At 57.3% G+C, this 25,452-nt stretch carries 15 protein-coding genes and 1 pseudogene; 7 read left to right on the top strand and 9 right to left on the bottom strand.

The annotated features are described in order from the left end of the window. Positions 1-29: 29 nt before the first annotated feature. The 4 genes from B9K09_RS07205 to B9K09_RS07190 all read right to left on the bottom strand — a co-directional run bounded on the left by B9K09_RS07205 (position 30) and on the right by B9K09_RS07190 (position 6,023). Entirely contained in the window at positions 30-1,031 is a 1,002-nt protein-coding gene (locus B9K09_RS07205) for a formylglycine-generating enzyme family protein (protein ID WP_218191985.1), read from the bottom strand. Between the two features lie 143 nt (positions 1,032-1,174). Then, positions 1,175-2,530 (bottom strand): DUF1329 domain-containing protein, encoded by a 1,356-nt coding sequence (locus tag B9K09_RS07200; RefSeq protein WP_087516167.1) that lies wholly within the window; start codon positions 2,528-2,530, stop codon positions 1,175-1,177. A 9-nt stretch (positions 2,531-2,539) separates the two neighbouring features. Continuing rightward, the gene (locus B9K09_RS07195; protein WP_087516166.1) at positions 2,540-4,237 is read right to left on the bottom strand and encodes a DUF1302 domain-containing protein; all 1,698 of its coding nucleotides are present in this window, start codon (positions 4,235-4,237) and stop codon (positions 2,540-2,542) included. Between the two features lie 106 nt (positions 4,238-4,343). Beyond that, positions 4,344-6,023 carry a sulfatase-like hydrolase/transferase gene (locus B9K09_RS07190; protein WP_218191984.1) on the bottom strand — a complete coding sequence of 560 codons (1,680 nt, stop codon included), beginning with the start codon at positions 6,021-6,023 and terminating at the stop codon, positions 4,344-4,346. Between the two features lie 208 nt (positions 6,024-6,231). Here B9K09_RS07190 and B9K09_RS07185 point away from each other — a divergent pair, with 208 nt between their 5' ends. Together B9K09_RS07185 and eco are read left to right on the top strand one after the other, a co-directional pair. Beyond that, positions 6,232-6,852: a TetR/AcrR family transcriptional regulator gene (locus B9K09_RS07185; RefSeq protein WP_087519020.1), complete on the top strand. Its 621-nt coding sequence runs from the start codon at positions 6,232-6,234 to the stop codon at positions 6,850-6,852. A 351-nt stretch (positions 6,853-7,203) separates the two neighbouring features. Beyond that, positions 7,204-7,674, top strand: a complete 471-nt coding sequence (gene eco / locus B9K09_RS07180) for a serine protease inhibitor ecotin (RefSeq protein ID WP_087516165.1) — start codon at positions 7,204-7,206, stop codon at positions 7,672-7,674. A 174-nt stretch (positions 7,675-7,848) separates the two neighbouring features. On the opposite strand, the gene B9K09_RS07175 is transcribed toward eco, so the two are convergent. Together B9K09_RS07175 and B9K09_RS07170 are read right to left on the bottom strand one after the other, a co-directional pair. Then, the gene (locus B9K09_RS07175; RefSeq protein WP_087516164.1) at positions 7,849-8,151 is read right to left on the bottom strand and encodes a hypothetical protein; all 303 of its coding nucleotides are present in this window, start codon (positions 8,149-8,151) and stop codon (positions 7,849-7,851) included. Positions 8,152-8,661: 510 nt separating this feature from the next. Then, a complete protein-coding gene (locus B9K09_RS07170) occupies positions 8,662-9,675 on the bottom strand; it encodes an AraC family transcriptional regulator (RefSeq protein ID WP_087516163.1) in 1,014 nt (337 codons plus the stop codon). Between the two features lie 98 nt (positions 9,676-9,773). Between B9K09_RS07170 and B9K09_RS22925 the strand changes: the two are divergent. From B9K09_RS22925 to rimO, 5 genes and pseudogenes are all read left to right on the top strand, one after another. Continuing rightward, positions 9,774-10,724, top strand: a pseudogene (locus B9K09_RS22925) (4Fe-4S binding protein); the annotation flags it as partial. Between the two features lie 852 nt (positions 10,725-11,576). Further along, a complete protein-coding gene (locus B9K09_RS22770; protein WP_256574306.1) occupies positions 11,577-13,772 on the top strand; it encodes a molybdopterin oxidoreductase family protein in 2,196 nt (731 codons plus the stop codon). A 556-nt stretch (positions 13,773-14,328) separates the two neighbouring features. After that, positions 14,329-17,847 carry an AAA domain-containing protein gene (locus B9K09_RS07160; RefSeq protein ID WP_087516161.1) on the top strand — a complete coding sequence of 1,173 codons (3,519 nt, stop codon included), beginning with the start codon at positions 14,329-14,331 and terminating at the stop codon, positions 17,845-17,847. 357 nt (positions 17,848-18,204) lie between these two features. Next, positions 18,205-18,648 carry an SRPBCC domain-containing protein gene (locus B9K09_RS07155; protein ID WP_087516160.1) on the top strand — a complete coding sequence of 148 codons (444 nt, stop codon included), beginning with the start codon at positions 18,205-18,207 and terminating at the stop codon, positions 18,646-18,648. A 451-nt stretch (positions 18,649-19,099) separates the two neighbouring features. Next, a complete protein-coding gene (gene rimO / locus B9K09_RS07150) occupies positions 19,100-20,419 on the top strand; it encodes a 30S ribosomal protein S12 methylthiotransferase RimO (protein ID WP_087516159.1) in 1,320 nt (439 codons plus the stop codon). Between the two features lie 98 nt (positions 20,420-20,517). On the opposite strand, the gene B9K09_RS07145 is transcribed toward rimO, so the two are convergent. The 3 genes from B9K09_RS07145 to B9K09_RS07135 all read right to left on the bottom strand — a co-directional run bounded on the left by B9K09_RS07145 (position 20,518) and on the right by B9K09_RS07135 (position 25,433). Further along, positions 20,518-21,030, bottom strand: a complete 513-nt coding sequence (locus tag B9K09_RS07145) for an ATP-dependent zinc protease (protein WP_256574271.1) — start codon at positions 21,028-21,030, stop codon at positions 20,518-20,520. Between the two features lie 220 nt (positions 21,031-21,250). Further along, positions 21,251-24,325: an efflux RND transporter permease subunit gene (locus B9K09_RS07140; RefSeq protein ID WP_087516158.1), complete on the bottom strand. Its 3,075-nt coding sequence runs from the start codon at positions 24,323-24,325 to the stop codon at positions 21,251-21,253. Between the two features lie 4 nt (positions 24,326-24,329). Next, on the bottom strand, positions 24,330-25,433 hold the full coding sequence (locus tag B9K09_RS07135; protein ID WP_087516157.1) for an efflux RND transporter periplasmic adaptor subunit: 1,104 nt from the start codon (positions 25,431-25,433) through the stop codon (positions 24,330-24,332). Between the last annotated feature and the right edge of the window lie 19 nt (positions 25,434-25,452).

Below are 25,452 nucleotides of genomic sequence, written 5' to 3'. Positions count from 1 at the left end.
CACCAGCCCCCTCCCGGGGATGCACGAGCTTATGAAACGGCCAAGGCGCGAATGTCCGTCCTCTCCCCGGCCGCAACTAGCGCGGAAGATGAACGCCATACACAGCGGAAACCGACATGACAGGTCGATGTATCTTCGGCCTGCGGAATGCGCGCGGCGGGCCGATAGCGCTGGCAATAGTTTGGTGCGCAGAGGTGCGATCCCCCTTTAAGCACCTTTCGGCCGATGCGAATGCCGGGGGTCGCGGGGTCATAGCTGTCCTCTTCGCAACCGCCACGCGGATTGCTCGGCACACAGCAAGGTGAAGTACACGGCTGCACGGCCAATGGCGCAGCAAACCAGTCGGAGGTCCATTCCCAAACATTGCCGATCATGTCGAACAGACCATAGCCATTGGCCGGGAAAACCCCGACGGGGGAAGTCCTTTCCCAGCCATCTAGAAGCTGGTTCTCCACCGGGAAACGACCTTGCCAATAGTTGGCAAGCATCCGCCCTTCCGGAGCCAGGCTGTCTCCCCAGGCAAACTCCAGCCCATCGGCACCTCCGCGGGCCGCATACTCCCATTCGGCCTCAGTCGGCAACGCCTTACCCACCCAGGCGGCATAGGCTTCGGCATCCACATTGGCGATGTGTACGACTGGATGATTCTCCAACCCTTCGATCGAGCTACCCGGGCCGAGTGGTTCTCGCCACCATGCGCCGAAACGAAACGTCCACCATTGCATGGGGTTGACTAGTTTCTCGGAGGGCTTGGGCGGCATAAACACCATCGACCCCGCTTTAGCCATCTCCTCTGACATACCGGGATAGTCGGCTCGGTCCGGAGCGCGCTCGGCAAAGGTCTTGTACCCAGTTGCCTCCACGAAAGCAGAAAACTCCCGGTTGGTGACAGGCGTGGAATCAATCCAGAATCCATCGACACGCACTTGGCGAACAGGCCGTTCTTCTGGATAGAAGCGCTCTGAACCCATTTTGAAAATTCCACCTGGCAGATAAACCATGTCTGCCGGTGGAGTGGTGGGAATCACCATGTACTACCTCTCCAGTCTTCGTTCCGCAATACGGGTTCACTGCTCTTTGCGCTGAGCAGCGCAGAATCATCGCCCCTTAGCTGAGCGACCCAGTACCCACGTTCCAGTGATTTCACCAGCGCGTGGTGCATTGCCTCGGTCGCTCAACGAATACCACCTTGACGCAGTTTTCCTGGCGAGAAGTCCGTCGGAGACAGGGAGACGTTGAAGTCAAACGGCACCTCCTCATTAGCCAATCCGCCAATGCTGTAGCGTCCGGAAATCAGGTCGTAGACCGCCCCGCCCGTAACCCATACCAGGGGCTGGTCGTAGTAATTGATGGTGTTGGCTTCACTGACTCGCCAGATCTCGTTACGGTTGTCGTAATGATCGGCCACTAGGATCTGGTACGTGTCCTCGTCAAGAAACAGATCGCGCTGCTTGTAGACGTGCCGCTTGCCATCCTTGAGCACCCCGCGCACATGCCAGACCCGGTGCAACTCGTAGCGCAGGAGGTCCGGATTGACGTGACCGGGCCTGATGATGTCGCTGTACTTGTTCGTCTTGGACGCAAGGCGGTAGCTGTTGTACGGAACGTACATTTCCTTCTTGCCAAGCAGCTCCCAGTTGTAGCGATCGGGGGCCCCGCTGAACATGTCATTGTTGTCAGTCGTAGTCTGGCCATCATTCGACGGGTTGTCGTAGGCGATCTGTGGCGCGCGGCGGACTCGACGCTGGCCGGCCGTATAACTCCACGCCAGACGCGGAGTGCTCACTTGGTTGACGGTGTCGTGTACCAGAGTCACCGCGCCAGCCTTGCGTGCTGGTGCAAGAACTGACTGCTGCAAGTACACTAGAATGTTGCTGTCACGCTTACTGGAGTCGGTGACATTTTGGTTGAACAGGATGATGTCCGTAGTTTTAGTTATCGTGTAGTCGCCGTTGGTTTGTGGTTGTGCCCCGGCGAAGTAGCGTTTGATACCCACACCGCGATAACGCATCAGGTGGTTCCAGAGCACCTCCAACCCCGATTGCGGGATAGGGAACGGCACAACATTCTTGGCATCGGCGACACCATTGCCGTCCTCGATCAGTTTGGCGTTGAGGGCGTTGAGCTTGACCGCTTCGTACACATGTTGCGGATAGGAAGCCGAGCGGCGCGTCGGGTACACCGACAGTTTCCAGGTATCCGGATAACGTTTCAGCATTGCCAGTTGGCCGGGGCTGAGTTTGTCGGCGTACTCCCCTGCATTGGCTGCGCTGATCGTGAACAGCGGCTTGTCCTCGGCAAAAGGGTCCTTGTAGCCAACCTCCGGATCGTAGGCGTCGGCGCGCTTGGCCAGGCCACCGTCCCACGCAGGGATGGTACCTTCGGCATTACCGGCCTTCTCTCCCCCTATCGGGGTAAGATCCTGGCCGAGTCGAGCCGCCTGAGCGGCGTCTACTTGAGCGTGCGCCAGCGAAGATTGCAGCAAAGCAGAAATCACCAAGCCGGCAGGCAGAAATTTCAGTCTGAACATGATGGCCCCTCAAAAACTGTATTTGACATTGAAGGAGAGATAGTCCCGATCACCGGAGGTACCGCCGGTGAAGTCGACATACCGAACACCCAAAGAAAGTACGTCCAAGTAACTGGCTTCAAGCCCCAGCGAAGTACTCCACGCTTGCTCGTCGAGACCATTGGTCAAGGCCGGTGCGACACCGTTGAATGCCCGAGCATGGCTCAAAGTCGGTACGAGGTTGATGCCTCTATACACATCGGTGTAATTCATCGAGACATTGACCGTAGCGCCATAAGCACTGCTGGTGACGTCCCCATACTCCGGGCCGGACTCCAGTCCCATAACTCGATTGGCCACCAGTTCGGCAATCAAAGTCGTCGAGTCAGAGCCGAGCACCCCTCGACCGACTCGGATAGTCCCAAGTGAGGCCTGGTACATCTCCTTCTCTCGGAGGTTCTCTACCCGAGCCCCAACAGGAAGTCCCGCCGGATTGAGCAGCGCCGCTCCCAGGACAGTGCCGTTTGACAGATTGATTGGAGCATTGGGCCGATAACTGAGCTCTCCAAAAAGCGACTGACCACTGAAGATGCCCTCGCCCAGAATGGTGGTATTGAAACTCATGCCGTATAACTCGCGATCCTCCAGATATTCGGCATAGTAGGTCGCCGTACTGGGAATCGGCAGCGCCCCGAACCGACTGGAAACGGTCGCGGCAAACCGCGGCAGCTGATCGCTGTAGCGCAAGTAATACAGCCCGAACTCGGTGTCGTTCAGCTCCTGAGCAAACCAGCGCAAGGCGGCACCGAATTGCGCGGCCGAGTCTGCGTCGATATCTGACGTTCGTGGCACAAACAGAACGGAGGGAGCCCCGGCCATGGAGGGATTATCGAAGGTTCCGACCGCTAAGTAGTCGCAGCCCGAGCCGAAGATGTCGGCGCTCGAGAAATAAGTACCACAGGGATCCAGCTTGGTCTTTTCCCAGGCCCACCCAGGCTGGTAATACCCTTCGAGCGTGAGTCTTTCGTTCAACTGAAAAGAGGCGTAGGTCATGAAGGTCGGCATCAGCGCCTCCTTCACCTCCGATCCTGGAGCACGTAGCGCATTGAGGTCGACTGGGTTGCTCGCATTGATTCCGCTGCGATAGAACAATCCCTCGCCCCAATTGACGACCTGACGTCCAAGACGGGCATTGAGATTGCGCTCACCGAACATCCAGTTGCCATATACGAATGCGTCCAACAACTCCGCGCTGGCCCCGGCATCATCCAACCCATCATCGGTTATTTCCCGATGTCGGCGATCATCGTCTTTCAGTTCGAAATCGTAAAAGGCACGGCCACGTAGAAATAGCCCGTAGGTACCCTGATAATTTAAACCGAGCTCCGAGACAATCTTGGCCACCTCGGAAAATAACTCTCCCTTTTGGAAGTTGAGGTTGCCGTCGTCGGAATTGATTCGCTTGGCATTCGGTGCGGAACCGCCATTCGCGGTGGCGATCAACTTACTGTCCTGTCCCTCGACACGATAGTTGACGCCATAAGAGATGGTGGTATCGATGGATCCCGCCCAGTCCCCAGAGTGGAACTGATATGCCTGTGCAACTCCGAGCGGGAGAGCGGCGAGCACCGCCAGCCCAGCAGCCGCCAGCTCGGGACCGCGCCTCTTTCGCCTCGTCCTAATTGTTCGCATGGAGCCAGAGGATTGCCTGCAGAACATTGCATTCATCTTCACTACCTTTTTTGTTGTTGTAATGTGTGGCGGCTCAGGCCTTAGCCTGCTCCCGCTGCGAGCCCCTGGAGTGCTCTGCTGGCTCCCCAGGGCGCAGCAGTGATTACCTAGATGTTTTCAGGACCTGATCGAAAGCTGGACCTTCTTTGGTGACCGACTGCTCGAACGCCAAGGCATTGCGTAAGAGGCGCTCCGCGATGGCTGGCTCCTGGTTCGCCTGGTCGTATTTCTCGCCCGGGTCGCGGTCTAGGTGGTACAGGGTCGGCTTGGCCAGCTTGCCTTTTCGCCCACCGAAACGTGCACTGGCCTCATGGATGTTGAGTTTCCAACCGCCCTCGCGCCAAGCCATCAGCTTGCCGCCCAAGTAATAGGGCATGGTATGGCGCGGGCTATCCGCCTGATCCTTGAGCGTCACGGAGAGATCGATGCCATCGAGCTCCGCGACCGGCAGCTTGGCCCCCGTCATCGCCGCAAAGGTAGGTAGCAGGTCATAGCCGGAGCCGATGCCATGCACCACCGCCGGAGTGACTGTGCCCGGCTGCCAGAATATGGCCGGAACTCGCACGCCCCCCTCATAGGTGGACCGCTTGCCCTCGCGCAGGATGCCCGCCGAGCCCGACAGCTCCTCGAACCACAACCAAGGGCCGTTGTCGCTCACGAACACCACCAAGGTATTCTTGTCGTTTCCACTACGGCGTAAGGCGTCGAGCACCCGACCTACACTGTGGTCGAGTTCGGCAATCGCATCGCCGACGCGCCCACCCTTACTTGTGCCCTCAAACTCAGGTCCGGCGAAATGCGGTAAATGCGGTTTCTCGTATCCGACCCAGGCGAAAAAAGGCCGGTCGTGTTTCTTGCTCACATAGCCGACAACCTGGTCCGTCAGCCGGCGGTTGTAGGTTCCCTGATCGATGGGACGCTCCAGTTCCTTGTCTTCATAGCGAACCTGCGAGCCCTCCTTGATCCGATAGCTGCTGACCAGCGGGATATCCCACATCTCACTCCTGGGGCTGGTGAAACTCGCCGTTGCCTGAGCAATGTACTCGGCATATATCTTTTGGAGCGGTTCACCACTCATTGCTCGCTTACGCAGCTGCTCATTGGTCACGCCGCCAACGAAATAGGCGTCATTGGACATCGGCGTTCCCCACCACTCATCGAACCCGGCTCGAGTCGGATAGGCCGCAATCGCATCCCCCAAGTGCCACTTGCCGAACAAGGCGGTGCTGTAACCATTGCCCTTGAGCATCTGGGCTATGGTGGTTTCCTTGTCGAGGAAGCTGTTCGGGTCATTCGCGACTACCACGGAGTTGCTCACTCCGTAGAGCCCTGTTCGCGTTTCGACACGCCCTGTGAGCATGGCTCCGCGGCTCGGTGAGCAAATCGGCGAACTCATATAGAAGTCGGTCCAGCGCTGCCCCTCCTGCGCCATCCGGTCTATATTGGGCGTTTCGAATACCGGGTGACCATAGCTGGAGAGATCGCCCCAACCCATGTCGTCGGCAATCAGCAAGACGATATTGGGTTGCTCAGGGCCTGGTGTAGCTGGGGCCGCATGTGCTTCCGTGACGATGTGCAGGGTGCAGAAACTAAGTGCGGCCAGTGCGACCACTGCGCCGAGTCTTTTGCGAAAGGGTTGAAGCTCGGCCGAGACCGAACGGGTGGAGGCCGACATTTCTTTATATTGCTGGCAATCCTGTGACAACGGGGCCACGTGGTTCCATTGTTGCTGACTGCGGCTGCCGCCTGCGCTAGCCCTCATGCACTGAAGCAATAAACTCATCTTCATGTCCTTTCTTGTTGTTATCGCCATATGCCCATACTGGCCATGGATGCTCGTCATGCCAGGCAATGAGAAGCTTCGGATGTCAAACAGGCATAAATTTATCCGACTGGATAAATATGTAGATTATCAGGTACGTTGTCAACACTCGGAAAGCCGAGTAAAAACGCTGAACTCAAGGCGAACAGACATCAGAGAGGAAGACGCAATGCATGTGCCTCGCGCTACCAAGCAGGAACGGAGCGAGCAAACCCGCGCGCAGATACTGGAAATCGCGCTCGAAGAGTTCTCCGCCCATGGTTTTGAAGCGGTCAGCCTCAGGGGGATTGCCGAACAAGCGGGGGTCAACCACGCAATGATTCGCTATCACTTCGGCAACAAGGAGGCGCTCTGGAAGGAAAGCGCCTCCTATCTATTCCAGCGCCTGCAGGTAGAAGTGCCGCCGCCCGACCTTTCCTCGAGGCCAGCCGATCTCGACGACCTCAAGGAGTACGTGCGCAATTACGTCCGCTACTGCGCGCGCCACCCCGAACACGCACGACTGATGGTCCAGGAGTCCATCACCGGATCCGAGCGTTTAAAGTGGGTCGCGGAAACCTTCATCCGACCATCCCATGAAGGCGTGCTGAAAATGATTACCCTCGCCCAGCAGGCTAACGGCCTTGCCAAGATCGACCCGCTGATGCTGCTGTACATGATCGTCTCGGTCGTACAGATGCCCTATCTGCTAACGGCCGAATTGAAGTACACCCACGATCGCGACGCGCTCACCCCAGAAGCCATCGAAGCTCATGCCGATGCCGTGATCTGGATGGTCTTTCGAGCCTGATCAGCGCAAGGCCGCCGGGGGCTACTCTGGCATAAGTCCGCGACAAGCCCATCCCTGCATTGTTGGGCTAACCGGGCGGCAGGTTTCGCTAAATCCTAAGGCAGTTCCATATCGCCCCCACGCGGGGCATCACCACCGCGATACGGCAACAGTTCGCGGGTGTCGATATAGAGCATCACGCGCAGGTTTAAACGGCTCCTGGCCTCCGGTCCACCTCACGATTAGAGCTTGTCGCGGCGATTTGCAAAGCGCAGGAACTTCAGCTATTCACAATGGTCAGTGCTATTCCGCCGACTAGGCGGTCTCCACCATTCATGGACGCCCACAAGGCTTTTTCAGCAAGGACTCTTAATGAACACGTTCAAACTGCCTCTTATCGCCTGCGCCCTGCCACTGGCCGCCTGTGCTTCCACGCCTGAAGCACTCAAGCCCTTCCCGGTGGCGGCCGAGGGTTACAATCGCTATGTGATCGAGTTGCCGGCCCAGACCAAGGAAGCGGAGCACAAGGTGGAACTCATCGCCGGAAAAACTATGGAAGTGGATTGCAACCAGCAGCGCCTGGGCGGCCAGTGGCAAGAGAAGACGGTGCAAGGCTGGGGCTATACCTACTACGAACTGGGCTCGATCGGCCCGGCGGTCAGCACCCTGATGGCCTGTCCCGACAACAGCCGCAAGCCGGCTTTCGTACAGGTGGGCGGCGAGCCCATGCTGGTGCGCTACAACAGCAAGCTACCGCTGGTGATCTACACACCCATCGATATGCAAGTGCGTTACCGCATCTGGTCGGCAGCTGAAACCACCACGCCCGCACCCCGCCAGTAAAGGCCCCTCTGATCATTGGCAGCAGTGGCGACGGCGTACCCTTTATCCGGTTACGCCGCTACATACTTAGACTGCTTTCGATGATCAATTTCAATTTGGCAATGATCGAAGCGATAGACCTTTGACGTATAGAACGATCCGTTCAGGCCTGAAGATGGCCAGCTTGACTGCACATCATTGCAGTTTTGCCAGATCCTCATCGACAGCATCGAGCTGCTCGTCCTGAATCCCCCCGTCAGAGAAAGGCTGAATATCCCGCAAGGTCATGCCACGCATCATGTTAGCCTGCGGATGATTGGCCAGAGTAGGAAAGTGATGGTCGATCACCGCCCGAGTTCTGGAGTCCTCTAGTAACTCCCCAATTGGCGTTGTCGCCGAGCTGTAAGCTGGAGCTTGAGCTTGCTCCGCAAACGCCATGGAGTGAAGCGAAAGCCCCATGACATACAACACCGCACCCATGATTATAGAAACGCGCATGACTCATTCCTTTTTATGTTTGTTGAGACACTGTTAGATAGAAAGGGATATAAATTTATCCGACTGGATAAATATGCAAATTATCGAGTTCGTTGTCAACTCCCGGCGGTGATACTGGCGTGCTCATCGCCGCTAAGATTTCACGGCCGATCTGCTCGGCCGCGTGCAGCACCTGGCCCGAGTCAGCGGTTGGCAAACAAACACAGTGCGGATACGCCGCACAGAACACGGCGACACACGCCCCAGAGTGGTTTCGGTCGGCAAGTTCCCTTTGATCGTGCCACGCGAGTGCTGGATTTCAACGCAGATATTCGATGATGAAGCTTGCGAAACCAAGGAGGACGTCGAAGAGCGATACATTACCAGGGCATTCAAAGAGGTCAGGGATGAAGTGCCGGTAGCCCCAGTGCACTAGCCCATACGTAGTGAACCTCGCTTATATGAGCATGCCTTCAGGTCGTCAACTTTTACAATCCTGACGATTGCCATATGACTAGGCTATCAATCGTTCTAGCCCAGTGGCGAAGGGAAAGATTGTTGCAAGTGACGGCGGTAGCGCTCAGGGGTATTGCCGCTCCAGGCACGGAACGCGCGGCTGAAGGCGCTTTGTTCTGAATAACCCAGCAGCAGAGCCACCTCAACCAAGGATAGATGAGGGTCGGCTAGGTACATACGCGCTAGCTTGAAGCGCACGTCCGCGAGCAGCACCCGATAACGCAGACCATGATCAGCCAACTGCCGGTAGAAAGTACGCAGGGAGCAATTCATCTGATCGGCCAGGGCGGCGGCGGAGGGATCGCCTTCCTGCAAGGCAGCCATCATCTGGCACTGCAACTGCTCCAGAAAAGCGTCGGGCTTGGGCTGTTGCGCCAGCATGGCCTGGGCCTGCTGCTCGAACAGCCCGCGCATATAGGGGTCGCTGCTGGCGATGCGCATGGCCAGCAGGCTGGCGGGAATTTCCAGGGCGTGGCGCGGCGCCTCGAAGCGCACCGGGCAACCCATCAATGCCTCGTATATGGACGGCTGCGGCGGTCGCGCATAGGGAATTTCGATGGCAATAGGTGCAATATCATGGCCGATCAACGCCTGGTAAAGGTTGACGAAAGCTGCCACGCCAAACTCGCTGGCCAACGGAATAGTGTCGTGCTCGCCCTCCCCCCAACTGTAACGGATTACCGTGCCACGCTGGCTCACCTGCACATCGAGGTTGCTTACCAGCAGACTCTGGAAGCGTCGATAGCGCATCAGCGCTTGGCCTAGGCCACTGCAGGAAGCGGCCAGGTAACCGACCACGCCGAAATGCTGCGGCTTGGCACAACGGCCAATACGCAGGCCCAGCGCTGGCACTGGATGCAAGACTTGCAGGCGCTCAAGCAAGCCCCAAAACAACAGGATCGGCATGCGTTGACTGCTGGAATATGGCGCAAGTGCCTCGAGTACATCAGGCGCGGCCAACTGGTTCTTGTCGATGTAATCGCGCAGGGTTTCGGCCAGAGCGCAGGAGATATAGACGTCCTTCGACATGCGGGTTCCGGGTTGCCAGGGTCGTGGCACAAAATGTCAAACAGACTGCTTAGTGTCAAGACGACGTAGCCCAGAGCCCCCAAAATTGCAGGCAATCAATGCTGCAATCCGGGACTTCCCGGGGCGGCCAAAGGGTCAAGTACAGGAGAATTAAAATGGCATACGTCGTAACCGCAAATTGTTTGGGCGATAAGTTCACCAAGTGCGTAGATGTATGCCCGGTGGATGCCTTCCGCGAAGGCCCACAGATGCTCTACATCGACCCACTGGTGTGCATCGACTGCAATGCCTGCCTGACCGAATGCCCGGTGCGCGCCATCTACCCGGATTCCGCCGTGCCTGAGCCGATGCAAGACTACATCGAACTTAACGCGCGCATGGCCAAGCAGTACCCGCCGATCACCGAGAGCCTGGATGTCGACGACAGCCAGGCCGGCAAAGCGACCAAGGTGCGGCGCGCGGTCGGCCCGGCCCGCCGCCTGGCGGTGATAGGTGCCGGTCCCTCGGGTTTTTATGCCACCGATGAAATGCTTCGGCAATTGCCGGAATCGACCGTGGACATCTTCGAGCGCCTGCCTACGCCATTCGGCCTGGTGCGCTACGGGGTCGCCCCGGATCATCCGAAGATCAAATCGGTGTCCGCCAGCTTCGATAAGATCGCCCGCTCGCCCAAGGTGCGCTTCTTCGGCAACGTCGAACTGGGTCGCGACCTGAGCCGCGACGAACTGCTCGCGCACTACGACGCGGTGCTCTACGCCACCGGCGGCTCGGTCAGCCGCCCGCTGGCCCTGCCCGGTGCCGAGCTGGGCAGTATCCAGGGGGCCTCGGCCTTCGTCGGCTGGTACAACGGCCACCCGGACTATCGCGACCTGCAGGTCGACCTATCCGGCGACACCGCGGTGGTGATCGGCATGGGTAACGTGGCACTGGATATCGCGCGCATCCTCGCCATGCCGGTGGCGGAGCTGGAACGCACCGACATCGCCGACTATGCCCTAGAGGCCCTGCGCCAGAGCAATATCCGCGAGGTCTGCCTGGTCGCCCGGCGCGGACCGGTGCAGGCGGCCTTCACCCCCAAGGAACTGCGCCAACTGCTGGACACCCAGGACGTGGACATCCTGGTGGAGGCCGAAGATCTGTTGCTGGACGCCGCCTGCGCCGCGGAGCTGGCCGAGCCGCTGAACACCGAAGCCCGGCACAATATGGCCCTGCTACAGGAAGCCCAGGCCCGGCCGCAACGCGGCGGTAAAATTATCCGTTTCGTGTTCAAGGCCTCGCCGACCGAGTTCACTGGCGAGAACCAGCGCGTAACGACGATGAAATGTGTGCGCAACGGCTTGCAGGACGACGGGCGCGGCTCGGTCAGCGTCGTTGCCACCGACCAATACCTACACTTCAATGCCAGCCTGGTGATCAACGCCACTGGCTATCAGGGAGTCGCTATTCCTGGCGTGGCCTTCGACGAACGACGCGGGGTGATTGCCAACGACAACGGCCGGGTTCTCGTCGACCAGGCTGTGTCCACCAAGGAATATGCCGCCGGCTGGATCAAGCGCGGTGCCAGCGGAGTGATCGGCAGCAACAAGCAGTGCGCGGTGGACTCCGTCGGCCGCCTAGTGGCAGATCTGGCCGAGGTGCCTGCTGCGCTTGCGGCGGGACAGACCGCCGATGTGCTGAGCCTACTTGAAACGCGCGGCATTGAGTTTGTCACCTTCGCCGACTGGAGCTTGCTCGACGCCCACGAACGCGAACAGGGCGAGCCTCAAGGTCGGCCGCGGCGCAAGGTGGTGGAAGTCGCGCATATGCTGGAGATCATCCGCGCGCGGCGGCAGGCGGCTAACCAGGCCCAGCCAGCCGTGGCGGCTTCTGTAGAAAGCGCGGCCAACGATAAAAGCGCGACCATTGCCAGCGTCGAGGTCAAGACCCATTTGCGCACCTGCACCCTGTGCGAGGCCATGTGCGGCATCAAGATCGAGTACCAGGACGACAAGATTCTCTCCATCACCGGCGACCCGGACGACCCGCACAGCCACGGCCATATCTGCCCCAAGGGCTATGCCATGCAGGATCTGCACAACGATCCAGAGCGCTTGCGAACACCGCTCAAACGCGTCGGCGAGCAGTGGCTGCCGATCTCCTGGGACGACGCCCTGGAGGAAGTCGCCAGCCGCCTGACCGAGATCCAGGCGGCCCACGGCAACGATGCGCTGGCGGCCTACTCGGGCAATCCCATCGCCCACAACCTGGGCATCCTGCTGACCATGGGCCGCTTTCGTAAGGCACTGGGCACACGCAACCAGTTCTCCGCCTCCAGCCTAGACCAGATGCCGCACCAGTTGGTGTCCTACCTGATGTTCGGGCATAGCCAGCTGTTCACCATTCCCGATATCGACCGCACCGACTATATGCTGATGCTCGGTGCCAACCCGGCGGCCTCCAACGGCAGCCTGATGTCCGCCGGCGATGTGCTCGGCCGCTTGCAGGCCATTACTGGGCGCGGTGGCCAGATAGTGCTGATCGACCCACGGCGCACGGAAACCGCGCTCTACGTCAGCGAACACCAATTTATCCAGCCCGGCACCGACGCGCTGTTCCTGCTCGGCCTGCTGCAGGTGATCATCGAACGCCGCTTGGGCAAGCCGGGCCGGCTGTTGGAACTGGCCAAGGGCTGGGAGGCGCTGAGCGTTCTGCTCGAGCGTATGCCGCTGACGCGCATCGCCGAGCGGACAGGCATCGCCGCGGCGGATATCGAGCGCATTGCCGTGGAGTACGCCAGCGCCGACAAGGCGGTGTGCTACGGCCGCATGGGTATCTCCACCCAGGAATTCGGTGCTCTCAACCACTGGTTGATCAACCTGCTGAATATCCTCACCGGCAACCTCGATAGCGCCGGCGGCATGATGTTCAGCACCCCGGCGGTGGACATGCTGAAGATCACCGGACGCGGTGGCTTCGACCGCTATCGCAGCCGAGTCCGCGGCCTGCCTGAATTCAACCGCGAGCTGCCCGCCTCGGCGCTGGCCGAGGAAATGCTGGTACCCGGCCAGGGCCAGGTCCGCGCCTTCGTCAGCGTCGCCGGCAATCCGGTACTGTCCTCGCCCAACGGCCGACAACTGGAACAGGCCCTGGAACAGCTGGAGTTTATGGTTTCGGTGGATTTCTACCTCAACGAAACCACACGCCACGCTCATATCATCCTGCCGCCGACCGGGCCTTTCGAACACGAGCAGTACGACCTGATCTTCAATCTGTTCTCAGTGCACAACGTGGCCAAGTACGCCGAGCCGCTGTTCGTCCACCCTCCGGGCACCCGCTCCGACTGGGACATATTCAGCGAGCTGAGCAAACGCATCGAACGCCGCAAGATGGCCAACAAGCCGCTGAAGCAGCGCCTCAAATACGCGGCCAACGCGCATCTGGGCGAGTACCTCACGCCCCAGCGCATCCTTGACCAGGGCTTGCGCGCTGGGCCATACGGTAGCGGTAGCGGCTGGTTGCAGCGGCTCAACCCTTTCGCCCGCAAAGGCCTGTCCCTCGCAGAACTGCAAAAGCATCCTCACGGTATGGATCTGGGGCCGCTCAAACCATCGCTGCCCGGCCGGCTGTTCACCAAGGACAAGAAGATCGACCTGGTGCCAGCGGTGTTGGTGGCCGATTTGGATCGGCTGTGCCAGCGTTTCGGCGAGCAGGCGGCCAAGCCTGGCCTGTTGCTGATCGGCCGACGCGACCTGCGCACCAACAACTCCTGGATGCACAACAGCTACCGCTTGGTGAAAGGCAAGGATCGCTGCGCGCTGTTTCTCCACCCGCAGGACGCGGCCGCCCACGGCCTGAGCAACCGCGACCAGGCGCGCTTGGCATCGGTCAAGGGTGAATTGATCGTGACCGTGAAGATCACCGAAGACATCATGCCCGGCGTGGTCAGCCTGCCCCACGGCTGGGGTCATCACCGCCCCGGCATGCGCATCAGCACAGCCCAGGCCCATCCTGGGATCAGTATCAACGACATCACAGATGAGCAAGTAGTGGACGAGTTGTCGGGCAACGCGGTGCTGAGCGGAGTGCCGGTGAAGCTCCACCCGTATGGCAAGGCATAACTTACCCGTCCCGACAATGGTGACGAGGGACGTCCGGATAAACTGAATTGCCCCAGCTTTTGTAGACACACGATGACCGCTTCCGGCCCAGAGTGTGTAAAAACGCCCTGACAAACAGGCAATGGCGGCGTAAAACCCCGGCTTTCGTTGCTCTAGGAGACGCTAAAGCACTTCATAAATGTTCTGGAGCGTTATCGGTGCTGATTGTGGCAAACGCTTGGGCAATCGCCTCGCCCAGTAGCCCTGGGCTGAAGCATCCAAGGTACGAAAGTGTTTTTACACACTCTGGGCCATAAGCAGACTCTCACAGATGGCAGATATCGACCCAAAGCAGCCTTCCACGTTGCCTATGAAACCACGGGCTATTCAGTAAATTTCCGATTCTCGTGGAAGCTTTTTATCAATACAACTCATTGACACCGATGGTTAGAGCCTTGGAGCATCCAGTTGCGCAGCATGTCCTGATTGGCCATCACCACCCAACACGTTACCCTCGTCTCCAATCACCCATCCATCGACCGTCACAGTGAGTCACGGTCTGCATTGAATCAGGACGATGAACGACTACTCCTTCAAACTCGCGAACTACTGGCGCAATTCCCTGGCCGATGCCGAAAATGGCAACGGAGCCTTGTCCACCAGCCAAGCCCAAAAGCTCACCGCTTTACCCATCGAGGCCTTATTCGCCGGGTGTGTGCCGGCAGATCAGGTGAGCCTGTTATTCGCCAACGAACCCGCTGAGTTACCCTGCGTAGAAATCACCCTGCGGCCCTTGGTTTACAAGTCACGCCTAGAGCACCGCAAAGCCCGCAACGGTCTGCCGGCGTTCATCACCCCGGTTGTAGGTCGAGTGTTAGTCGCCCGCGATGGTCGTCTTTATCCGACATCGCAAACCCTGATGCCCCGCGACATTCTCGAACCGCTGGACCGCGACAATTTCGCCATCGGTGCCCAAGTCGATTTGGACGCGTTTTTGTCCGCCGAAGATGTGTCGCAGTTCGATCCATCTGCCGAGGGTGAAGAACTGACCGTAGACCAGCAAAGCGACAAGTGGAATGCCTATCTGCAGTTCTGCATGAAAATGTTCCGCAAGGTCACCAGCGGCTGGGAGGGGGTAGAGGATGGCTTCGACCTCGTCAACTTCTGCTATTTGCTCAAGGAAGACAAAGCTGACGGCTTCAGCCGCAATATCGTCTGCCTCTACGACTACTTGCGCGACAGCAAGCCCGACGCACCGTTGTTCGACCGCTTCGCTCAGCGCGATTCTAGCCCTGACGAAGTTTGCTTGCCCGCCAACAGCCAGTTTGCCGCGCGACTTGGCCATGCTGGGGACGAATATGCCTTGGCGCCCGCCCAACGTGATGGCTTGGCTCATCTCCTCGTCGCTGATATGGGGGATGTGCTGGCTGTCAACGGGCCGCCGGGTACTGGTAAAACCACCTTGCTGCTTTCGGTCGTCGCCTCGCTCTGGGCCAAAGCCGCGGTGGCCGGTGGCGAGCCGCCGGTGATCGTGGCCAGTTCCACCAACAACCAAGCCGTGACCAACATCATCAAAACGTTCGGCAAGGACTTCTCAGAAGGGAGCGGTCCCTTTGCGGGGCGCTGGCTGCCCGATATCAAAAGCTTCGGCGCTTACTTTCCCAAGTCTTCGGCCGAAGCGGAAATGGCCAGTACCTACCAGACCAAAAGCTTTTTCACCGAGCTTGAGTCACAGGCTTATCTGGACAAGGCGCAACAGGCCTACCTGGCCCGAGCCACCATCGCCTTCCCCAATGACCTGAGCCCGAGCGTCCAAGGCACGGTCAAGCAGCTCCAGGCCGCGATCCGCTCGCGGCAGCAGCAACTCACCGATATCGAGCAGGCCTGGGCCAAACTGGTCGGCGCTCGCGAAGCCATCCAGGCATTGCTGAGCGACGATCCACAGGCAGGCATGGCGCATCTTGACGCACAGCACCTCAACCAGGCCGAACAGCTTGCGAACGCGCAAGCACGTCTGAAGGTTTTCAAACACTACCTGGCCCATGAGCCGCTGATCTACACGCTGTTCGGCTGGTTTGGCCCGGTCGCTGGCAAACGTCTGCGCTTGGCGAAGTTACATCTCGATGAGGCCAACACCGAACTGCAAAACGCCGCCAGTGTTAGCGAAATCGAAACCCGGTTGACTGCCTCCGTTGCTCAAGCCAGCAAGGCTAAGGAATTAATCGAGGCCCGACTGCAGCAGGCCCGGCAATTGCTGCAAACCGAGCAACGTCAGGTATTGAATTGGCAGGCCGTGATTGCCGTTCTGCCGACCCCTACCGACAGGCCTGCTGCCCAGGTGACTCTCAACGACTGCGACAGCTGGGCGGACACTTCCCTGCGTTTCGAAATCTTCCTGCTGACTACCCATTACTGGGAAGGTCGTTGGCTGATGGAAGTCGCCGAAAGCCTGCCAGAGATTCTCAAGAGCCGCGGCAAAAACGGTCGCAAGACCCTGGAGAAAAACTGGCGGCGGTGGATGAAGCTCACGCCCTGCGTGGTGGCCACCTTTTTCAGGCTGCCCAGGGAGCTGCACTGCAAGCGGCACGACGGTAACGGCTTCGTCGATGACTACGCGCTGAACTTCATCGATCTTCTGATCGTCGACGAAGCCGGCCAAGTCCTTCCTGAAGTCGCCGCGCCGTCGTTCGCGCTCGCCAAGCACGCGCTGGTGATCGGCGACACTCAGCAGATCGAACCCATCTGGTCGATTCCGGCTGCGGTCGATATTGGCAACCTGATGAGCGCCGGTCTGCTATCGCGCGACAAGGTCGATGACGAGTATGCCGCCTTTTGCGATAGCGGCCGTAGCGCGGCCAACGGTAGCGTCATGGCCATCGCCCAGGCGACCAGTCGGTATCATTACGATCACGACCTAGCCCGAGGCATGTATCTGTATGAGCATCGTCGCTGCTACGACTCGATAATCGATTACTGCAATGCCCTTTGCTACAAGGGCAAGCTGCAGCCGCGACGAGGGAGAAAACCGGAAGGTGGCTTGCCGGGGCTGGGCTACCTGCATATTGATGGAATGTGCCAGAAGAGCAATGGCGGTAGCCGTCATAACCTCCTGGAAGCGCAGACGATCGCTGCGTGGATTCAAGCGAATGGCGCCGAGCTGATAAAGCGCTACAAGAAGGATTTGTGGGAAATCCTCGGCGTGATCACGCCGTTCGGCGCACAGACGCAGGCGATCGTTCAGGCTTGCACAGCACTGGGCATCAAGACCGGTAAAGGCGATGGCGAGATGACTGTCGGCACGGTTCATTCCTTCCAGGGCGCCGAGCGGCCGGTGGTGATTTTCTCTGCCGTCTATTCCAAACATGCCGATGGCGAATTTATCGACCGCAAGGACAGCATGCTGAACGTTGCCGTTTCTCGCGCCAAGGACAGTTTTCTGGTGTTTGGTGACATGGACCTGTTCAGCCAGGTGCCGATAAGCAAGCCGCGTGGGCGTTTGACCCAGTTTCTGTTTGCGGATTCTACGAACGAGCTGATTTTCGAGTATCAACCCAGGGAGGATTTACAAACCCCGCAAACAGGATTGAGCCACCTGCATGAAGTTGAAGAGCATGATCGGTTTCTGATGCAGGCGCTGGAATCGGCTCGCCATCAGGTTCAGATCGTAACGCCCTGGGTGAAATTGCGATGGATTCAGGAAAGTGGCGCGTTGGACATCATGGGCAATACGGTGCAGCGCGGCGTCCAGGTGGTGGTGTATACCGACCTGGGATTCAACACTGGTATCACGCGCGCCAAGCCTGAGGGCGACCCCGAGAGAATCGCTGAATTCACAGACGCGATTGCAGCGCTGATAACCCGGGATGTTCAGGTGTGCGTGGTCAACAAGGTGCACAGCAAGATCGTTATGGCCGATGAGGAGTTACTGTGTATCGGCTCGTTCAATTGGCTGAGTGCGCAGCGCTATGGCGACTACGTGCATCATGAAACTTCCATGGTCTATCGCGGCCCTGATGTAAGCGGTGAACTTGCAATCAACCGCACTAGTTTGGCGCAACGGGTGACGTCCATTCCGGGGAGAACAACGTCAGCTTAGCGATCGACATGAACGTCTGCTCTTGGCCAATATCTGCCGATCGTGACTGAGTCAACTACCGGCCAAAAGCGACCTCCTACAGTCAAGGGTTACACTCAGTTTCCTCGACCACCTATTGATCGTGATCTATCTTCGGCTAGTGGTATTGGCGACAAAATGCAGAAGTCGCGCGATTACAGCTGAGGGTTTGGCGCAAAATGTAGGTCTATGATTTATATGGGCTTTGAAAAGTCGAAATTGGTAGCGCGGGGTTATCTAGAATTCTCTTCGCTCACTTCGTTCGCTGGGACGGCGTGCCGCCGCCCCTTAGCTTAATCGTCATGCGCCCCTAAACCCACACACCTAGGAGTTACGGTCATGACTGAAGATAGGACTCTGCGCACCTCAAGAACCCTGCCATTCTCACCCAAAGAAATATATGGCGCTTTTGCGTCGCCTGATTTATTAGCATTGTGGTGGGGACCTGAAGGATTTTCCAATACATTCGAAATTTTTGAGTTTACTGCTGGCGGTCGCTGGAAGTTCGTGATGCACGGCCCTGGCGGAAAAAACTATCTCAATGAGAGCTTCTTTGAAGAGCTTGTGCCTGATGTCAAAATTGTCATCCATCACGATTGCCCTCCAAACTTCAAGCTTACTGTGCAACTGTCTCCTGTCAGCGAAGGTACGCACTTGACGTGGGAGCAGGTTTTCGAAGACTCGGAAACAGCCAAAGCCGTCAAAGAAAGGGCTGGCTCCGCAAACGAGCAGAACATTGATCGTCTGACACATGTGCTCAAAGAGGCCGGCAATGCCGAATAACAAGGCGCTGATAGGGGCGTAATGTTTATTAAGATTTCAGCATGTCTTTCGAGATAGTGATTACTTCTAACCACTCACTCTACTTGAAGCCAATTCCGCTTCGCCCTATTCGCGTAAGTGAGCTTTGCCGTTGAGCGTCTGCTTTTGTACCTTTCGACCATCGGCTTTGGATCGACTGCTGCCAGTCATGACAGATCAATGTCAGCCCCCCCCTGAAAGCTGGTCCAGCATCGGGAGGATGCCATCTTTCATAGCATTGACCACGCAGATTGATCGGACAGGACCAAGTTGCCGATACCCCAGACAATTACTCCTATAAAGCTTACTGTCACGCTGGGCTCACCACTCTATCAACGACACTGGATAATCTCATCAAGGGCCGCTAGAATTGCGCACTTTTTGATCAATGGACATGCTTCGTGTCCGCCGCTCGTAGCCAGAGGTTTGCCGCATGTCCACCACCGCTCCTAAAGTCGGATTCGTTTCACTAGGTTGCCCCAAGGCCCTGGTGGACTCCGAGCGCATCCTGACCCAGTTGCGTATGGAAGGTTACGAGGTCGTGCCAACCTACGAAGACGCCGACGTGGTCGTGGTTAATACCTGCGGCTTTATCGACAGTGCCAAGGCTGAGTCGCTGGAAGTGATTGGCGAAGCCATTGCTGAAAACGGCAAGGTGATAGTCACCGGTTGCATGGGCGTTGAAGAAGGCTCTATCCGTGACGTTCATCCAAGCGTGCTTTCGGTCACTGGCCCGCAGCAGTATGAACAAGTGGTTAATGCCGTGCATGAAGTCGTGCCGCCGCGCCAAGATCATAATCCGCTGATCGACTTGGTGCCGCCACAAGGCGTCAAGCTAACACCGCGCCACTATGCCTACCTGAAAATATCTGAAGGCTGTAATCACAGCTGCAGCTTCTGCATTATCCCGTCAATGCGTGGCAAATTGGTCAGCCGCCCGGTAGGTGAAGTGTTGAGCGAGGCCGAACGCCTGGTTAAGGCCGGGGTTAAAGAGCTGCTGGTTATCTCTCAAGACACCAGCGCCTATGGCGTTGATGTGAAGTACAAAACTGATTTCTGGAACGGTCAGCCGATTAAAACCCGTATGACACAAATGTGTGAGGCACTTTCCAGCCTGGGCGTTTGGGTACGCCTGCACTACGTGTACCCGTACCCGCACGTCGACGAGTTGATCCCGCTGATGGCGGCTGGCAAGATCCTGCCGTACTTGGATATCCCGTTCCAGCACGCCAGCCCGAAAGTGCTCAAGGCAATGAAGCGCCCAGCTTTTGAAGACAAAACTCTGGCGCGAATCAAGAACTGGCGTGAAATATGTCCAGAGCTGACCATCCGCTCAACCTTTATTGTCGGCTTTCCCGGTGAAACCGAAGAAGACTTCCAATACTTGCTCAACTGGCTGACCGAGGCCCAGCTCGACCGCGTGGGTTGCTTCCAGTATTCGCCGGTTGAAGGCGCCCCGGCTAACTTGCTCGATGACCTGGTACCAGACGATGTGAAGCAGGATCGCTGGGACCGTTTCATGGCTCACCAACAAGCCATCAGCACCGCCCGCCTGCAACTGAAAGTTGGTAAAGAGATGGACGTGTTGATCGATGAAGTCGACGACCAAGGCGCCGTAGCTCGCTGTTACGCCGACGCCCCGGAAATCGACGGCAGCGTTTTCATCGCCAGCACTGAGGTCAAACCAGGCGATAAAGTCCGCGTGATTATCGTCGATGCGGATGAATACGACATGTGGGCTGAGCTGATTTAAACCCGCGAACGTTTAAGCCAAGCGCCCATGAAAAAGCCGCGATAATCGCGGCTTTTTCATGGGTGACATTCGCCAAAAACAGCTATTTTTTGCCACAGCTATTTCTTGCAATCGGGCTCGCTGGTGAAAGTCTTCGATACATCGACCAAGCCTAAGTGCTCAATCGTGCTACGACCGATCAGCACGGGATAATTCATCTTGCCACGGTTTTTCAGTGAGAACTGTTCCTTGTACACCTGATCACCAATACACATGCTCATCATCACCACTGGACGACGCTCTGACCCGCCAGCACCGCGCACTTTAATATTGCGCACGACTTTGCGCTCAACCTTCATGGTTTTCAGCTTGCCGGTGTCAGTGTCTTCCAGCTCAACATTAAAACGCACCCATTCGTCGCCGTCTTTGCTAAACCGGTCCAGATCCTTGGCATCCATTGATGAGGTCTTGGCGCCGGTGTCGAGTTTGATCTTGACGGCGATGCCTTCAGGCTCGATCTCGCCCTCCTCAACCCAACCAAAAACCTTGGCCGACTGAGCTGCAAGTACCGGCCCAGCAAGGCCCAGTGCGAGAATTGATACGGCTAGTGCTTTTATATACGGCAACTTCAAAGTGACGCCCTCATTGAGTGAACACCGACACACTGTGCGCGCTGACCTGTGAAAACTTCGTGACGCCAAGTGGACGGAGCTTAGGCAAGCTGTGCTGAACGGCATAGCAAGAGACGATCGTAACCCTCCCTTGCCATGCGTCTATTGCAGGCCGCGCTAGTGAGTAGACAAGCACTATCCGTAAATAGCTCCCTTGCGCAGCCACCGGGAGCCAGGATCTTTAGGTCTGCGGGTTCTCCTTGACCCTAAACCAGGCGGCATACAGCGCAGGCAAGAACAGCAGGGTCAGCGCAGTAGCGACAATTAATCCGCCCATAATCGCGACCGCCATTGGCCCGAAGAAGATGCTGCGTGACAACGGAATCATTGCAAGCACCGCAGCCAAAGCCGTCAAGGCGATGGGACGGAAACGCCGCACAGTGGCGTCGATAATCGCGTTCCAGCGATCTTGCCCGGCACTGATGTCCTGCTCGATCTGATCAACCAGAATCACCGAGTTACGCATGATCATGCCCGACAGCGCGATGGTGCCGAGCATGGCGACGAAACCAAACGGCTGGTTGAACAACAGCAAGAACAGGGTCACACCGATCAATCCCAATGGTGCAGTAATAAACACCATCGCCGTGCGCGAGAAACTCCTCAATTGCAACATCAACAGGGTCAACACCACCACGATGAACAGCGGCACACCGGCGTTCACCGACGTCTGGCCCTTGGAAGCATCCTCAACCGTACCGCCAACATTCAGCAAATAGCCTGAAGGTAACTCTGCGCGAACTTGATCAAGTGTCGGCAATATTTGCGTAATGATGCTTGAAGGCTGCTCTTTGCCGTAAACATCTGCGCGCACAGTGACCGTTGGTAGACGCTCGCGGTGCCAGATGATGCCTTCCTCAAAGCCGTACTCAAGTGTTGCAACCTGCGACAGCGCAACGTTCTTACCGCTGCTGGTCTGGATCGCCAGGCTTGGCAGCATATCCAGGCTGCGCCGCTCCTGGTCAGTTCCGCGCAGCAGTATTTCGATCAACTCATCATCTTCACGAAATTGGCTAACGGTGGTACCGATCAGGGTCCCACGCAGGAAGTCAGCAATATCTTCGGACGTAATACCCAGCGCTCGCGCACGGTCCTGGTCAATATTGACCCGCACGACTTTGCTCGGCTCTTCCCAGTCGAGATGCACGTTAGTCACGTACGGGTTTTCACGCACCTTGACTGCGACCTGACGCGCTAGCGCGCGCACCGTATCAATGTGCTCGCCCGAGACTCTCAGCTGAATTGGATAACCCACTGGCGGGCCATTTTCCAGACGCGAAATACGCGTGCGCAAAGTCGGAAATTCCTCGTTCATGGTTTTAATCAACCAGTTGCGAATTTCCTCACGCTGTTCGATGTTTTTGGTTAACACCACAAACTGGGCAAAACTGGCGGCCGGCAATTGTTGGTCGAGCGGTAGATAGAAACGCGGCGAACCACTGCCCACATATGCCACAAAGTTATCGATACCTTCATGGGTTTTGAGCAACGCTTCCAAGCGTTTGGTTTGCTCTTCAGTCGCGCGCAGTGAGGCACCCTCAGCCAACTTCAAGTCGACCATCAGTTCGAGACGATTCGATGCGGGGAAGAACTGTTGCGGCACCAGCTTGAATAAGCCCAACGAAACCACAAACATGCACACGGTTACCAGGATCACTGTTTTACGGTGGCGTACACACCAAGTGACCGTACGCCGCACCCGCTGATAAAAAGGCGTCGCGTATGGGTCATGCCCAGCAGCACTGCCACCATGCTTTGCCGCGTGTAGCTTGGCCAGATCAGGCAAAAATTTAGCGCCTAGATAGGGTACAAAAATCACTGCTGCAATCCATGACACCAACAGTGCAATGGACACCACCTGAAAGATTGAACGCGTGTATTCGCCTGTCCCTGATTGCGCAGTAGCAATCGGCAAGAAGCCTGCGGCCGTAATCAGGGTGCCCGTCAACATCGGGAAAGCGGTGCTGGTCCAGGCGTAACTGGCCGCCTTTACCCGGTCGAAACCCTGCTCCATCTTGATCGCCATCATCTCAACCGCAATGATCGCGTCATCCACCAGCAAACCAAGTGCGAGCACCAGCGCGCCCAAAGATATTTTATGCAAGCCGATGCCCAGGTAGTACATGGTCGCAAAAGTCATAGCCAGCACCAGCGGAATCGACAGTGCCACCACCAAACCGGTGCGTAACCCTAATGAGAAAAAACTCACCAGCAGTACGATAATCAATGCCTCAGCAAGCACCTGAACAAACTCACCAACGCCTGATTTGACGGCTGCAGGTTGATCAGACACTTTGTGCAACTGCATGCCAGCTGGCAAGGTTTGCTGGATTCGGGCGAACTGGCTCTCCAGCGATTCACCGAGCTGCAGGATGTCGCCACCGTCCTTCATCGACACGGCAATACCCAATGCCTCCTCACCCATAAAACGCATGCGTGGCGCCGCGGGATCATTGAAGCCCCGCTTGACCTCAGCCACATCGCCCAGGCGAAAGGTTCGTCCGGCAACGCGCATTGGGAAATTACGGATTTCTTCCGGGGTTTTGAATCGCCCCTCAACCCTTACCTGCACACGGTCAGTCGGTGTTTCAAAGAACCCGGCGGTCGTCACCGCGTTTTGCTGATTAAGCGCTTGCTGCACTGCGGCTAGGGATAACCCCAGAGTCGCGGCTTTGGTATTTGATAGCTCAATCCAGATTTTCTCATCCTGCAGACCGAGCAGCTCGATCTTGCCGACGTCTTTGACGCGTTGCAGCTGCAGTTGAATACGGTCGGCATAATCTTTCAGAATCGGGTAATCAAAGCCTTTACCGGTTAACGCATAGATGTTGCCAAAGGTATCGCCAAATTCATCGTTGAAGAACGGCCCTTGAATACCTTGCGGCAATGTATGGCGGATATCGCCCACCTTCTTGCGGACCTGGTAGTAAAGCTCCTTCACCTCATCAGGCTTGAGATAGTCGCTGGCTAAAAAGGTGACTTGGGACTCACCCGGGCGCGAGTATGAAATCAGCTTCTCGTACTCGCCGGTTTCCATCAGCTTCTTTTCGATGCGATCAGTTACTTGCCGTGCAACTTCTTCGGCCGAAGCACCCGGCCAATTGGTACGAATCACCATCGCTTTGAAGGTAAAGGGCGGGTCTTCACTCTGACCAAGCTTGGTGTAGGAAATCGCCCCGATAATACTCAGCAAGAGCATAATGTAGAGGACGATCTGACGGTTGTTCAGGGCCCAACGCGAGAGGTTGAAATCCATTGGATTACTCCTTCGCCGTCAGCTTGATCGTGCGGTTTTCACGATCCAGTGGCTTGACTCGCTGCCCCTCCTGCAGCACTTGAGTACCCGCCGCGACAATCCAGTCATCCGCCTTGAGTCCCGCCAAAACTGGCACAGAATTATCGCTATAAGGGCCAACACGCACAGGTGTACGCTTCAAGGTCAGGCTCTGTGGGTCAACCACCCAGACGTAAGGCTCGCCTGCATCTGCGGTTAAGGCGGAGAGCGGAATAGCCAGTGCTACCTCACCTTCACGGGCAATAAACACCCGAGCGCTCTGCCCCAACTCGGCTGGCACCTCTCCTGAGTTTAAAGTCACCCGCGTAGCAAAGGTGCGTGATTGCGCATCAGCCGCAGGGGACATTTCACGGATCTGACCTTTAAAGTGCTTCCCCGGTTGTGACCACAACTCAACGGTAACCTGCTGGCCCACGCGATAACGCCCGAAAGCCTGCTCCGGTAAATCAATGCGGACTTCACGCTCACCATCGACAGCCAACGAGAAGACGGTTTGTCCCGCCGCGACAACCTGACCGACCTCAACAGCACGCTGAGCAATAACCCCATCTTGTGAGGCAGCTAATACGGCGTAGTCACTCTGATTATCAGCAACATTAAACTCCGCCTGAGCCTGTTTCAGACGTGCAACACCTGCGCGATACAGGTTTTCCGCATTGTCATACTGCGAGCGGCTTACCAATTGGCGACCCTGCAGGGTTTTGTAGCGGTCGCGCTCAGCTTTCACCAACTGCAAATTCGCCTGTGCGGAAGCGACTTGCGCGCGAGCCGACTCAAGCTGCAAACGCACATCTTGAGGATCAAGCTCAGCCAATGGCTGGCCTTTCTTAACGCGGTCACCCACATCAACTTGGCGCTTTACTACTTTGCCGCCAATCCGGAATGCCAGATCTGGCTCAAAACGCGCACGCACTTCGCCCGGATAGGTGTCTTGCCGCGATGTAGAAGGCACAGGCTGCACCACCATTGCGGGGCTCACCACTGGCTCAGTCTTTTCACCATTACCGCACGCGGCAAGTACAGCCATAAGGCTTAAGGGAAATACAGCTCGCATGACATGCTGGAACATGACCGTTGGCCTTTCAGGA

The organism is Pseudomonas sp. M30-35 (genome assembly GCF_002163625.1).
GTDB lineage: Bacteria > Pseudomonadota > Gammaproteobacteria > Pseudomonadales > Pseudomonadaceae > Aquipseudomonas.
Note: the sequence above shows the minus strand (reverse complement) of the source record. Positions and strands in the feature narration are given on the sequence as shown.

Coding starts and splice junctions, on each gene's coding strand:
- rimO (WP_087516159.1), top strand. CDS start 19,100: ATGTCCACCACCGCTCCTAAAGTCGGATTCGTTTCACTAGGTTGCCCC.
- B9K09_RS07135 (WP_087516157.1), bottom strand. CDS start 25,433: ATGTTCCAGCATGTCATGCGAGCTGTATTTCCCTTAAGCCTTATGGCT.
- B9K09_RS07140 (WP_087516158.1), bottom strand. CDS start 24,325: ATGGATTTCAACCTCTCGCGTTGGGCCCTGAACAACCGTCAGATCGTC.
- B9K09_RS07155 (WP_087516160.1), top strand. CDS start 18,205: ATGACTGAAGATAGGACTCTGCGCACCTCAAGAACCCTGCCATTCTCA.
- eco (WP_087516165.1), top strand. CDS start 7,204: ATGAACACGTTCAAACTGCCTCTTATCGCCTGCGCCCTGCCACTGGCC.
- B9K09_RS07175 (WP_087516164.1), bottom strand. CDS start 8,151: ATGCGCGTTTCTATAATCATGGGTGCGGTGTTGTATGTCATGGGGCTT.
- B9K09_RS07170 (WP_087516163.1), bottom strand. CDS start 9,675: ATGTCGAAGGACGTCTATATCTCCTGCGCTCTGGCCGAAACCCTGCGC.
- B9K09_RS07185 (WP_087519020.1), top strand. CDS start 6,232: ATGCATGTGCCTCGCGCTACCAAGCAGGAACGGAGCGAGCAAACCCGC.
- B9K09_RS07200 (WP_087516167.1), bottom strand. CDS start 2,530: ATGTTCAGACTGAAATTTCTGCCTGCCGGCTTGGTGATTTCTGCTTTG.
- B9K09_RS07195 (WP_087516166.1), bottom strand. CDS start 4,237: ATGAATGCAATGTTCTGCAGGCAATCCTCTGGCTCCATGCGAACAATT.
- B9K09_RS07190 (WP_218191984.1), bottom strand. CDS start 6,023: ATGAGTTTATTGCTTCAGTGCATGAGGGCTAGCGCAGGCGGCAGCCGC.
- B9K09_RS07205 (WP_218191985.1), bottom strand. CDS start 1,031: ATGGTGATTCCCACCACTCCACCGGCAGACATGGTTTATCTGCCAGGT.
- B9K09_RS07160 (WP_087516161.1), top strand. CDS start 14,329: ATGAACGACTACTCCTTCAAACTCGCGAACTACTGGCGCAATTCCCTG.